Annotated in this window: 10 protein-coding genes; 8 read left to right on the top strand and 2 right to left on the bottom strand. The window is 66.9% G+C overall.

Going from position 1 to position 12244, the window contains the following annotated elements; genetic code table 11:
- Positions 1–415 precede the first annotated feature (415 nt).
- From CH339_RS22845 to CH339_RS22830, 4 genes are all read left to right on the top strand, one after another.
- Entirely contained in the window at positions 416–1393 is a 978-nt protein-coding gene (locus CH339_RS22845) for a zinc-dependent alcohol dehydrogenase family protein (RefSeq protein ID WP_201240929.1), read from the top strand.
- Between the two features lie 185 nt (positions 1394–1578).
- Positions 1579–1911: an ArsR/SmtB family transcription factor gene (locus CH339_RS22840; RefSeq protein WP_111436719.1), complete on the top strand. Its 333-nt coding sequence runs from the start codon at positions 1579–1581 to the stop codon at positions 1909–1911.
- 90 nt (positions 1912–2001) lie between these two features.
- Entirely contained in the window at positions 2002–2517 is a 516-nt protein-coding gene (locus CH339_RS22835; protein ID WP_111436718.1) for an arsenate reductase ArsC, read from the top strand.
- Positions 2518–2519: 2 nt separating this feature from the next.
- A complete protein-coding gene (locus tag CH339_RS22830; protein ID WP_111436717.1) occupies positions 2520–3215 on the top strand; it encodes an aquaporin in 696 nt (231 codons plus the stop codon).
- A 3-nt stretch (positions 3216–3218) separates the two neighbouring features.
- On the opposite strand, the gene CH339_RS22825 is transcribed toward CH339_RS22830, so the two are convergent.
- Together CH339_RS22825 and CH339_RS22820 are read right to left on the bottom strand one after the other, a co-directional pair.
- On the bottom strand, positions 3219–4097 hold the full coding sequence (locus CH339_RS22825) for a 4-(cytidine 5'-diphospho)-2-C-methyl-D-erythritol kinase (protein ID WP_111436716.1): 879 nt from the start codon (positions 4095–4097) through the stop codon (positions 3219–3221).
- A gap of 92 nt (positions 4098–4189) precedes the next feature.
- The gene (locus tag CH339_RS22820; RefSeq protein WP_111436715.1) at positions 4190–5974 is read right to left on the bottom strand and encodes a tetratricopeptide repeat protein; all 1785 of its coding nucleotides are present in this window, start codon (positions 5972–5974) and stop codon (positions 4190–4192) included.
- 643 nt (positions 5975–6617) lie between these two features.
- Between CH339_RS22820 and ppdK the strand changes: the two genes are divergently transcribed.
- From ppdK to CH339_RS22800, 4 genes are all read left to right on the top strand, one after another.
- Entirely contained in the window at positions 6618–9302 is a 2685-nt protein-coding gene (ppdK, locus tag CH339_RS22815; RefSeq protein ID WP_111436714.1) for a pyruvate, phosphate dikinase, read from the top strand.
- Positions 9303–9313: 11 nt separating this feature from the next.
- Complete coding sequence (locus tag CH339_RS22810) at positions 9314–9562, top strand: hypothetical protein (protein WP_111436713.1); 249 nt, start codon at positions 9314–9316, stop codon at positions 9560–9562.
- Positions 9562–10509 carry an ArgK/MeaB family GTPase gene (locus CH339_RS22805; RefSeq protein WP_111436712.1) on the top strand — a complete coding sequence of 316 codons (948 nt, stop codon included), beginning with the start codon at positions 9562–9564 and terminating at the stop codon, positions 10507–10509. The genes CH339_RS22810 and CH339_RS22805 overlap by 1 nt, the downstream gene beginning before the upstream one ends.
- Before the next feature lie 296 nt (positions 10510–10805).
- Positions 10806–12005, top strand: a complete 1200-nt coding sequence (locus CH339_RS22800; protein ID WP_244669026.1) for a cell wall hydrolase — start codon at positions 10806–10808, stop codon at positions 12003–12005.
- Positions 12006–12244: the final 239 nt, after the last annotated feature.

Genomic DNA, 12244 nt, shown 5'->3' with positions numbered 1-12244 from the left:
GTCGCGAGCCGCGAACGCCCGCGAGGGTAAGGGCGCAGCTCGTCGAGCGGGCCGGCAAAGCCGCGGTCGGCGCAAAGCGCCGACGCGACGATCCAGTGAATCGTCGCGCGCCGCGAACGCCCGCGAGGGTAAGGGCGCAGCCCGTCGAGCGGGCCGGAAAAGCAGCGGTCGGCGCATAGCGCCGATGCGACGATCCAGTGAATCGTCGCGCGCCGCGAACGCCCGCGAGGGTAAGGACGCAGCCCGTCGAGCGGGCCGGGGGCCGTAACGCCCGGCATTACGGATGAGGGGAGGCGCCCGCCTTTCCTCACCCGACCTCTCCGCCCGCGGCAATTTGGGTGCCTTCACTTCCCGAAAGCCGGTTTTCGCTCATAACCCCATTGCCGCCATGCGAAACAGGCGATAACGCGGGTGCATGACCTCCTCGATTGCGTCCCCACGCACCCGCCTGTCTTTCGTCTACAGCAGCTTCGGTCCGCCCCTTTCGACCCTTCGCCTTGTCGAGACCGGGGTGTCCGACCTCATGCCGGGAAACCTGCGGGTGGCGATGCGGTATGCGCCGGTGAACCCCTCCGACCTCATCCCGATTTCCGGTGCCTATTCCCATCGGATCGCGCTCCCGGCCGTCGCCGGCTACGAGGGGGTGGGCCGCGTGATCGAGGCCGCGCCCGGATTTTCCCATATGGTCGGAAAGCGCGTGCTTCCGCTTCGCGGCGAGGGCACCTGGCAGACGCTCGTGGATTGCGCCGGGGGCGATGCCGTGGAGGTCCCCGACGCCGTTCCCGACGTGATCGCCGCCCGCGCCTACATCAATCCGCTCGCCGCGTTCACCATGCTCCGGCTCTGGCCGGTGCGCGGCAGGACGGTGCTGTTGAGCGGCGCCGGGTCGAGCTGTGCCGACTATCTCGGCCACTGGGCGCTCCGGCAGGGCGCCGAAAGCGTTATCGGCATCTACCGCTCAAAGAGCCGCGTGCCGCGGATGCGCGCCCTTGGCATAGTGCCGGTATCGATGGACGACGGCCCACGCGTTGCCGAAGCGGCGGGCAAGGCCGACGTGACCTTCGATGCGCTCGGCGGTCCGGTCGCGTCGCGGATACTCGGCCTGATGCCGAACGGGTCGACATTCGTCGGCTACGGCCTGTTGACCAGAGAGCCCGTCTTGCCGCCGGACGAGCCCCAGGCGTCCTTTTGCCGGTTCCACATGCGCGACCATCTCGTCTCGGCCGCTTCGGGCGGCATGGCCGATGCCTTCGCCGGCATCTGGCCGCTCCTCGCCGGCATGGAGTTGCCGCAGGCGCGTATCTTTCCCGCCCGGCAATGGCGCCAGGCGATTGCCGAAGCCGGGCGGCCCGGCGCGCAAAAACCGATCCTCGATTTCTCCGACTGCGCCTGAAGCGCTTCCCGGAAACGGGCAGGTTTTTTGGACGAGGACCTCGCGGCAAAACAAGGAGCGCGAGCGCGGCACGTGTTCAGGGACAAACGCAGACCGCACGACCGGACCGCCTTCCCCCACGGCCCTTCTCATCCCCAATCCAGAACCCTCTTGCGTCATTTCGATAATTCGACTATTCTCGAAATATGGAAAAACAAAAGGCCCTGAACGCCCTGTCGGCGTTGGCGCAGGAAACCCGGATCGATGTCTACCGGCTGCTGGTGAAGGCCGGGCCGGAGGGCATGGCGGCAGGGGCGATTGCCGAGAAGCTTGGCGTCATGCCGAACACCCTGTCGTCCCATCTCGGCATTCTCGCGAATGCCGGGCTGGTGAAGGCCGAGCGGGCGGGCAGGGTGATCCGCTACGCGGCGGAACTGGACGCCATGCAGGGGCTGTTGGCCTACCTGATGCGCGACTGTTGCGGCGGTAATCCGCAAGTCTGCGGGCCGCTTGCCGGGCTGATTGAGGAGACGTGCTGACGCGCGGCTCACCTGAAAAAAGAGCGTTTTGGCGAACCTTCGGTTCGGACCGGAAAACGCGATGAACCAACGCCAGGGGGGGACCCGGAAATGACGGAAAAAACCTACAACGTGCTGTTCCTGTGCACCGGCAATTCCGCGCGCTCGATCCTCGCCGAGGCAATCCTCGGCCGCGAGGGCGCCGGGCGCTTCCAGGCCTTTTCCGCCGGCAGCCAGCCGAAGGGCGAGGTGCATCCCTTCGCCATCGACCTCCTGAAGAAGCTGGGCTACACGACCGACCATTTCGGCTCCAAGAGCTGGGACGTCTTTGCCGCGCCGGACGCGCCGCAGATGGATTTCGTCTTTACCGTCTGCGACAACGCCGCCTCGGAAGTCTGTCCGGTCTGGCCCGGCCAGCCCATGTCGGCCCATTGGGGCGTGCCCGATCCGGCGGCGGCCGAAGGCACGGAGGCGGAGCGGCGCTACGCCTTTGCCGATGCCTACCGGATGCTCGCCCACCGCATCTCGATCTTCGTCAACCTGCCGATCACCAGCCTCGACGGCCTGACGCTGAAGAAGAAGCTCGATGCCATCGGCGCAGTCGACACCGAGCCGGCCGGGGCCTGACCATGGCGTTTTCGCAGCGACAGCGGCTTGCCGCGGAGTTTCTGGGGACGGCGTTTCTGCTCGCCACCGTCGTCGGCTCCGGCATCATGGCCGAGCGGCTCGCCGGCGGGAACGTTGCCGTGGCGCTCCTCGGCAACACCATCCCGACCGGCGCCATCCTCTTCGTCCTGATCACCATGTTCGGGCAGGTCTCCGGCGCCCATTTCAACCCGGCCGTCACCTTCGCCTTTTTCTTGCGCGGCGAGATCGGTTCGCGGGAAGGGGGCCTCTTCGTCGTTGCCCAGGTCGCCGGCGCCCTTGCCGGCGCGGCAGCCGCCCACTTCATGTTCGAACTGCCGATCGTCCAGGTCTCGGCGCATTTTCGCACCGGCCCGGCCCAATGGGGCTCGGAGGCGATCGCCACCTTCGGCCTCGTGGCGACGATCCTGGCGACCGTCCGGTTTCGCCCCGCCGCGGTGCCCGCCGCCGTCGGGCTCTACATCACCGCGGCCTACTGGTTCACGGCCTCGACGTCCTTCGCCAATCCGGCGGTGACGGTGGCGCGCTCCTTCACAGACACTTTTTCCGGCATCGCTCCGGAGCACATGCCCGCTTTCATTGTCGCCCAGTTTGTCGGCGCCGGCATCGCGGTGCCGCTGTTCGGATGGCTGCTGTCGGAGGAAAAACAGCGAAAATTCGCCGAGGAACCGGCGGAGTAGGCCTCAGACCGCCGGCATGAGTTTGGTCGGCATCACCCACCATTCGGGATGCTCGGCGGCGATGGCTTCGGCCGCCCGCTTCGCTGCTTCGGCGCTGTCGTAGAGCCCGAAGACGGTCGCGCCCGAGCCCGACATCCGCGTCAAGAGCGGCGCGGTATTGTCGACGGCGGCAAGCGCATCGGCGATGGCAGGGGCAAGCTTCGCCGCCGTTGCCTCCAGATCGTTGCGACAGGTGGCGACGAAGGCGATGAGGGCCTCGCGGTCGGAAAGGTCCGGCACGGCGCCGATCCCGGCATTGTCGCGCGCTGTCAGCGCCTTGAAGACCGCCGGCGTCGAAACGCTCACCCCCGGATTGACGAGTAAGGCGTCAGCGCCGGCAAAGGCGGCAAAGGGGTGAAGGTCCGTGCCGATCCCCGTGGCGCGCAGCGGGTGGCCGACGACGCACATCGGCACGTCCGCGCCGAGCGGGGCGGAGAGCTCGGCGAGCGCCTCGGCGGAAAGGTCGAGGCCCCAGAGCCGGTTGAGGGCGCGCAGCGTCGCCGCCGCATCGGCCGAACCGCCGCCGATCCCGGAAGCGACCGGCAGGTTCTTTTCAAGGGAAAGCCGCGCCGGCGGCACGAGCTTGCCGCGCTTCGCGGCGACAGCCTCGAGTGTTCGCGCGGCGGCGAGCACGAGATTGTCGTCCGCGCCGGAAAGACCTTTGGCGAAGGGACCGGTGATTTCCAGGCTGATGCCGGCGCCGGCGGCCGCCGTCTCGACCGTCAGCCGGTCGCCGATATCGGCAAAGGCGACGAGGGTGTCGAGCAGGTGATAGCCGTCGTCGCGTCGTCCGGTGACGTGGAGCGCGAGGTTGATCTTGGCGGATGCCGCTTCTGCGATCATGGCGGGGAACATCGACAGGAAAAGGGGAGGCCAATAGACCGGCCCGCCGCCCGCCCGTCAATGCGACCGGAAGAGCCGATGCGACCGGTCGATCAGCCGTCCTTGTCCGCTTTCGCCGGGTTCTTGGCGACCGGGATCTTGCCTTCGCTGTTGAGGCCGTCGGCGAGTTTGCGCTTGATCTGGTCGAGCGTCTCCGGCGTCGGATCGAGGTCGCGGGCGTGGCTCCACTGGAACTGCGCCTCCAGCTTCCTGCCGACCATCCAGTAGGCGTCGCCGAGATGGTCGTTGATGATCGGATCGACGGCCCTGAGCTCCACGGCCCGTTCCAGATGGCGCACCGCCTCGTCGTAGTTGCCGAGCCGGTAATAAGCCCAGCCCAGGCTGTCGACGATGTAGCCGTCGTTCGGCCTGAGTTCCACGGCCTTGCGGATCATCTCCATCGCCCGGTCGAGGTGCAGGCCCTGATCGATCCAGGAATAGCCGAGATAGTTGAGCGCATCCGGCTCGTTCGGCGACAGGTCCAGCGCCTTCATCAGGTCGGACTCGGCCTTCGCCCAGAGCTTCGACTGCTCGTAGCAGATGGCGCGATAGTAGAACATCGCCCAGTGCTCCTTGCGGGGCTTGTCGATGGTGGCGATGCCGCGGCTGTAGATGTCGGCGGCCTCAAGGAACAGCTTGCGGCGCCGGAGCACGTTGCCGAGCGCGCGCACGGCGTCCAGGTCCGCCGGGTCGTCGTCGACCAGCTTGATGAGATGCGCCCGCGCCTCGTCGATCTTGTCGAGGGCCGAATAGTTGAGGCCGACCTGGATCTCCGCGCCGCGCTTCAGGGGCGAACCCGGATCGATGGTGAGATAGGTCTCGATCGCCTGCTCGTAGCGCTTCTGGCGCTCGTAGAGCGTAGCCAGCGCGACCGTCGCGAGCTCCGCCTTCGGGTCCATGTATTTCGCAAGCTGCAGATAAACGATGGCGAGGTCGAGGAAGCCGTCGCGGCCGATTGCCGAGCCGAGCCAGTACAGCACTTCGCCGCCGCCCGCCTGCACGTCGCGGATCACCGGCGCCGGCTGCTTGCCGCTTTCGGCGATCTCCAGCGTGCGGGTCAGCAGCGGGTGGCTCGGCACCGTCTCTTCGAAATCGGCGACCACCTTCTTGGCGTCGTCGAGCCGGCCGATCCGGATCAGGCTGCGGACATAGGCATCGACGATGCGAAGCGCCGTCGGATCGTTCTCATAGGCGACCTTGATGCGCTTGACCGCCTCCTCCTTGCGCCCGGCGAGCCCGGCGATCAGCCCGGAGTGATACTGCGCGAACACCGCCGTGCTGCGGTCCTTGCCGTAGTCGTCGAGGAAGGCGATGGCGCCGTTGGTGTCGCCGGCGCCCTGCATCGCCCAAGCGGTCAAGAGCGCTGAGGAGAGTTCGGCCAGCGGACCCTGCTTGGCGATCGCCTCGTAGTGCTTGCGCGCCTTGTCGAAGGAGCGCTCCTTGTGCGCCTTGATGCCGAGGACGAGCTGCGCCATCCGGTTGTTCTTGTCGATGGTCACCAGACGGTCGGCGATCTCGGCCGCTTCCGCCACCTCGCCGGCGGACAGGAGCAGTTCAAAGGTGCGGTCGAGGAATTCCTTGTTGTCCGGATCGCCGGCCAGCGCCTCGCGATAGAACTCGATCGCCTTGTCGACGTCGCGGAGCTGTTCGGCGTGCCGGGCTGCCAGGTAGCTGCCGGAGAGAGAGGGCGGATAGGCTTCGAGCAGGAAGCTCGGCATCGTCTGGGCGCTGGCCGCGGCCGGGCCGTGAAGGATCGTGCCGGCGAGCGCCGCGGCGGTCAGGAATGCCGCTGCAAGGCGCGGCAGATGCGGCAGGGTCGGGCGGTCGAGCAATGTCATGGGCGTGTCGCTGCTGAGTTCTGCTGCTGAGGTCTGTCGGGCCGGCAAGGCACGGGTCCGGCCGGCAGAATCTGGTCGCCCGCAAGAATGGCCGTTTTGCCGACGTCCTGCAAGGCGCGGGACCTGCCGGACCGGTTTTGCCGCCGAACGGGCGAAAACGGCGGAATCCTGTGCGGGCCGGGCTGTCGTCACCGCCTCCCGCGGCGCCGGTTTGCGGCCGGAATGTGCCCTCCACCATGTCCCCGGAAAATCGAATGACGAAAACCTGTCACATCAATCGTCGAGATTGTCGGCAAAATCATGTAACAAAACCGTGCACGCCAATGCGCGTGTATCGCCGCGCTAGCGGCATATGCCGGTGGAAGGCGCCAAGGGAGGAGCGCGCAGGCTGCCGGACGGGGACGCGGAAGCGCAAGAACGGGCATAAAAACGGCGGATTTCAGCCGCTGAATCCCGTGTCCAGAGGGCACGCGCCAATCCGCCCGCGGTAATTTGATGCTATGCGGATAAGTCACCTTGCGGTGTGCGTTCAATGGGTGCATTGCGACCGGGTGATTTGCCACTCAGACCATGAAACCGGACCGGCAGGGACACCCGACCCTGCCCCCTCCCAACCGGTTGACTGCAAAAGGAAGGACGCGTCATGACCAAATGGGTCTACACCTTCGGTGACGGCACGGCGGAAGGCGCCGCCGAAATGCGCAACCTGCTCGGCGGCAAGGGCGCAAATCTGGCGGAGATGTCGAATCTCGGCATACCGGTTCCGCCGGGCTTCACCATCACCACCGAGGTCTGCACCCACTACTACGCCAACGACCGCACCTTCCCGGACGACTTGAAGGACCAGGTAACCGCCGCGCTTGAGCACATGGCCAAGCTGACCGGTCGCGATTTCGGCGACGACAAGCGTCCGCTCCTGGTCTCGGTGCGTTCCGGCGCCCGCGCCTCCATGCCCGGCATGATGGACACAGTCCTCAATCTCGGCCTCAGCGACGCCACCGTCGAAGCCCTTGGCGAGGAAGCCGGCGACCGCCGCTTCGCCCTCGACAGCTACCGGCGCTTCATCCAGATGTATTCCGACGTCGTCCTCGGCGTCGGCCACGAGAATTTCGAAGAGGTCCTTGAAGAGATCAAGGACGCCCGCAACTACACCCTCGACACCGACCTCGATCCGGACGCCTGGCTGGAAGTCATCGACCGCTACAAGAAGCTGGTCGAGGCCGAACTCGGCAAGCCCTTCCCGCAGGATCCGATGGACCAGATCTGGGGCGCCATCGGCGCCGTCTTCGGGTCGTGGATGAACCAGCGCGCGATCACCTACCGGCGCCTGCACAACCTGCCGGCCGCCTGGGGCACCGCCGTCAACATCCAGGCCATGGTGTTCGGCAATATGGGTGACAGTTCGGCCACCGGCGTTGCCTTCACCCGCAACCCGTCGACCGGCGAAAACGCCCTTTACGGCGAGTTCCTCGTCAACGCCCAGGGCGAAGACGTGGTCGCCGGCATCCGCACCCCGCAGCACCTGACCAGGGCCGCCCGCGAGGCCTCCGGCGTCGACGCGCCGGCGCTGGAAGAGGTGATGCCCGAGGCGTTCAAGGAATTCGCCGGCATCTGCACCAAGCTTGAGAAGCACTACCGCGACATGCAGGACGTCGAGTTCACCATCGAACGCGGCAAGCTGTGGATGCTGCAGACCCGCAACGGCAAGCGCACCGCCAAGGCGGCGCTGAAGGTCGCGGTCGACATGGCCGACGAGGGCATGATCACCAAGGAAGAGGCGATCGGCCGGATCGAGCCGGGCTCCCTCGACCAGTTGCTGCATCCGACCATCGACCCGAACGCCGAACGCCACGTCATCGGCTCCGGCCTGCCGGCTTCTCCGGGCGCCGCTTCCGGCGAGATCGTCTTCACCGCCGACGAGGCCGAGGCGATGGCCGGCAAGGGCCACAAGGTCATCCTCGTTCGCGTCGAGACCAGCCCGGAAGACATCCACGGCATGCACGCCGCGGAAGCCATCCTGACCACCCGCGGCGGCATGACCAGCCACGCGGCCGTCGTCGCCCGCGGCATGGGCACGCCCTGCGTGTCCGGCGCCGGCGCGATCCGCGTCGACTACGTCAAGCAGACCATGACGTCTGCCGGCCGCACCTTCCAGAAGGGCGCCATCGTCACCGTCGACGGCACCACCGGCGAAGTTCTCGACGGCGAGGTTCCGATGCTGCAGCCGGAACTCTCCGGCGACTTCGGCAAGCTGATGGAATGGGCCGACGCACTGCGCCGCATGAAGGTGCGCACCAACGCCGAGACCCCGGCCGACGCCCGCACCGCCGTCAATTTCGGCGCCGAGGGAATTGGCCTTTGCCGCACCGAGCACATGTTCTTTGAGGCCGACCGCATCATCGCCGTTCGCGAGATGATCCTGTCGGACACCGAGGAGGGACGCCGGGCGGCGCTGGCCAAGCTGCTGCCGATGCAGCGCGGCGACTTTGCCGAGCTGTTCGAGATCATGCACGGCCTGCCGGTGACCATCCGCCTGCTCGATCCGCCGCTGCACGAGTTCCTGCCGCACACGGACGCAGAGATCGCCGAGGTCGCCAAGGTGATGGGCGTCGACCGCGAGAAGCTGCGCGAGCGGTCGGAGTCGCTCGCCGAGTTCAACCCGATGCTCGGCCATCGCGGTTGCCGTCTCGCCGTCTCCTATCCGGAGATCGCCGAGATGCAGGCACGCGCCATCTTCGAGGCCGCCGTGGAAGCCGGCAAGAAAGCCGGCGCCCATGTCATCCCGGAGGTGATGGTGCCGCTGGTCGCCACCAAGGCCGAGCTCGATCTGGTCAAGGACCGCATCGATGCCATGGCCAAGGCCGTGTCGGAAGATACCGGCGTCGAGATCCAGTACCATGTCGGTACCATGATCGAGCTGCCGCGGGCGGCGCTGAGGGCGGGCGACATCGCCAATTCGGCGGAGTTCTTCTCCTTCGGCACCAACGACCTGACGCAGACCACCTTCGGCATCTCCCGTGACGACGCCGCGTCGTTCATCGGCACCTACCAGCAGAAGGGCATCTTCGAGCAGGATCCGTTCGTGACCCTCGACGCCGAGGGCGTCGGCGAACTGGTCGCCATTGCCGCGGAACGCGGCCGCGCGACCCGTCCCGACATCAAGCTCGGCATCTGCGGCGAGCATGGCGGCGATCCGGCCTCGATCCACTTCTGCGAGAAGGTCGGCCTCAACTACGTCTCCTGTTCGCCGTTCCGCGTGCCGATCGCCCGGCTCGCCGCGGCCCAGGCCGCCCTGTCGGCGGAGGACGCCGGCCACTCGACGGACTGACGCGGACCCGAATGGCCCGCATCCTCGTCCTCGTCATGTGGTACGGCGCATGGATTGCCGTCGGCGTCCTGGCCTCGCGCCCGGGCGTCGTCGGCATGGTGCTGGCGATCGGTGCCGGCATCGTCGCCTATCTGTTGACCGAGGTCTTTGCCGGCGGCGGCATATCGGGTCCGCACCTGATTGCCGCCGTCTTCGTCACCGGCATCAGCTTCGGCATCGCCCGCGTGGTCGGGCTCATGCTCGCGGCGGGCGCTGTCTGATGGCAGCGCCCGTCCTCGATCTTGATGCGATACGACAGGGCGGCAAGCCGGCGCTCGCCCGCGCACTGGCCGCCATCGAGACCGGCGATGGCTCCGATGCCGTCGCCAGCCTCCTCGATGCCGCCGTCGCCGATCCGCGAGGCCATGTCCTCGGCCTCACCGGACCGCCCGGCGTCGGCAAGTCGACCCTCACCGACACATTGCTGAAACGCTGGCGCAAGGCTGGCGAGAGCGTCGGCGTCATCGCCGTCGACCCGTCCTCGCGGATCAGCCAGGGGGCGCTCCTCGGCGACCGCACGCGCCTGAAGACCGACCCGGAAGACACCAACGTCTTCGTGCGCTCCATGGCCGCCCGCGACCGCCTCGGCGGCCTCTCCGACCACGCCGTCGGCGCCGCGGCATTGATGCGCGCCGTGTTCGACCGGGTGATCGTGGAATCCGTCGGCATCGGCCAGTCGGAGGCCGATATCGCCCTCGTTGCCGACACCATCCTCCTGTGCATCCAGCCGGGTTCGGGCGACTCCCTGCAATTCATGAAGGCCGGCGTCATGGAACTGCCGGACGTCGTCGCCGTCACCAAGGCGGATATGGATCAGGCCGCGCGCCGCGCCGTCGCCGACGTGGAAGGGGCGCTGACCCTGGCACTCGGCGAGGACGCAAGCTGGAAGGCGCCCGTGGTCGCCGTCTCGGCCGCGACCGGCACCGGCCTCGATGGCCTCAGCGATGCCCTCGACAGCCACCGCGCGCACCTTTCGAGCGCCGGTCACCTCGCCACACGCCGGGCACGCCAGAACCGGCAATGGCTCGACCAGGCCCTCAAAAGCCGCTTCGGCACGGTCGGCGCGAAGCTGGTCACGAAGGTCGACCTGCCCGATGCCGAGGCCCGGCCTTTCGCGGCCATCAAGACGGCGAGCGATGCACTGAAGGCCGCGCTGGCGAGTCTCTGACTGCCCCAACTCTTCCTCGTTAACCAAAGTATTCAGCTACCGCCCCCATTTCGGCCCCTTTCGCCGGGCCTAAAGGGGCTTGGCGCGACTCGGCGACCAAGACAAACGCTGGGTCGGCGCCAGAGATTTACCTTTTGTAAACGCGAAAAATAAAAAACGACCGGGCTCATTAACCGATCCGCAAGGTTAATCGACGATCAAATGGTCCTTGCGTTGTGATTTGCAGAGTGCACGACGCATAACCCTTGCGTATCGGCGGGCGTTGTTAACGCCGATGAAGTTCAGAGTTGGGGCGGATGGCTCGACTACTTAATCGAAAGCGGACCCGGCCGGTCGTCGATGGCGTCGCGTCCCTTCTTCTCGCCGGCGTTTTCGTCTTCATCATGCCGATCGAGGTGGCGTTTCAGGACGCGGTCAGCGAGATCGGCGTCGAAGACCGCGAAGCGTTGCGCTGGACTGCCCATATTCTTGAGCCGACGGACGGCACGACCCTGCCGCCGACCTATACTTACGCCAATGCAGGGCCGGAGATCACGGGCAGCATCGCCATCAGCGGCGGCCGCGATGGCGCCATGCGCGTCGCCAGCCGCCCGGTCGGCGAGGTCGCCGAGCCAGAGACAATCGCCCCCGACCGCGACCGCATCAACCGCGCCCGCAAGGGCGACCGCCTGTCGACGCGCATGCCGGACCCGCAGCCGGGCGAGATGGCGGCCGGCTCGCTGGTCACCATGTCGAGCCTCGTCACCTTCGACACCGGCACGGAAATGCCGCGCGTCGCCTTCGTCAAGCCGGCCCCGTTCGAGGCCGAAGAGCCAACGACGGCGGTCGCCGATGCCGACGGCGCGGCCCCGACGCCTGAGGCGAGAAAGGCCGACGACCGCATCTTCATCGCCCGCGGTGTCGCCGCCGCCAGCCTGTCGCTGGTCAACGCCTATGCGCCCGACAATTCCGGCGACCTGGAAGCGCCGTTCAACGCCCTGTTCGGCGGCAAGCCGAAGACCGGCTCTCTCGATCCCGATGCGGCCGAAGTCGACAAGTCGGATTCCCACTGGTGGGCATCGAATTCCCTGCCGGCCAGCGTGATCACCAACACGCAGCAGAAGTGCCTCGCCGAGGCGATCTATTTCGAGGCCCGCGGCGAGCCCTGGAAGGGCCAGGTCGCGGTCGCCCAGGTGGTGCTCAACCGGGTCAAGAACCCGACCTATCCGGGGACCATCTGCGGCGTCGTCTACCAGAACAAGCACCGCCGCAACCGCTGCCAGTTCTCCTTTGCCTGCGACGGCAAGCGCGAGCGCATCCGCAGCCAGAGCGCCTGGGCCAAGGCCCAGAAGATCGCCCGCGAGATCACCGCCGGAAAGCACTGGCTGAAGAACGTCGGCGCCTCGACCCATTACCACGCCACCTATGTGCGTCCGCGCTGGGCCCGCCGCATGATCCGCAAGCAGCGCATCGGCCGGCACATTTTCTACAAGACCAAGAGGGGCGGCTGGAGCTGAGGCGGGGTTAGCCCACTGCTTTTCGGCCAGGGAGGCTTATGCTCCCAGCGTCTCGCACACTCCGCGTCACCACCGTGCTTGACACGGTGGTCCATGATGACTCGCGGCATATTCTAGCCTAACGGTTTGAATTGAAAGGCCCTATGGATTGCCGGGTCAAGCCCACTACTGTCCGGTTTAGATTGGGGCGAGGTCGAGGGACATCTGGTTGGGGTTGGTTGGCGGCGGTTTTGGCTGTG

The organism is Rhodobium orientis (assembly GCF_003258835.1).
Classification (GTDB): domain Bacteria; phylum Pseudomonadota; class Alphaproteobacteria; order Rhizobiales; family Rhodobiaceae; genus Rhodobium; species Rhodobium orientis.
The sequence above is the reverse complement of the archived record's forward strand: the minus strand, read 5'-3'. Positions and strand labels throughout refer to the sequence as shown.

Coding starts and splice junctions, on each gene's coding strand:
- CH339_RS22830 (WP_111436717.1), top strand. CDS start 2,520: ATGGCGTTTTCGCAGCGACAGCGGCTTGCCGCGGAGTTTCTGGGGACG.
- ppdK (WP_111436714.1), top strand. CDS start 6,618: ATGACCAAATGGGTCTACACCTTCGGTGACGGCACGGCGGAAGGCGCC.
- CH339_RS22805 (WP_111436712.1), top strand. CDS start 9,562: ATGGCAGCGCCCGTCCTCGATCTTGATGCGATACGACAGGGCGGCAAG.
- CH339_RS22845 (WP_201240929.1), top strand. CDS start 416: ATGACCTCCTCGATTGCGTCCCCACGCACCCGCCTGTCTTTCGTCTAC.
- CH339_RS22800 (WP_244669026.1), top strand. CDS start 10,806: ATGGCTCGACTACTTAATCGAAAGCGGACCCGGCCGGTCGTCGATGGC.
- CH339_RS22820 (WP_111436715.1), bottom strand. CDS start 5,974: ATGACATTGCTCGACCGCCCGACCCTGCCGCATCTGCCGCGCCTTGCA.
- CH339_RS22810 (WP_111436713.1), top strand. CDS start 9,314: ATGGCCCGCATCCTCGTCCTCGTCATGTGGTACGGCGCATGGATTGCC.
- CH339_RS22835 (WP_111436718.1), top strand. CDS start 2,002: ATGACGGAAAAAACCTACAACGTGCTGTTCCTGTGCACCGGCAATTCC.
- CH339_RS22825 (WP_111436716.1), bottom strand. CDS start 4,097: ATGATCGCAGAAGCGGCATCCGCCAAGATCAACCTCGCGCTCCACGTC.
- CH339_RS22840 (WP_111436719.1), top strand. CDS start 1,579: ATGGAAAAACAAAAGGCCCTGAACGCCCTGTCGGCGTTGGCGCAGGAA.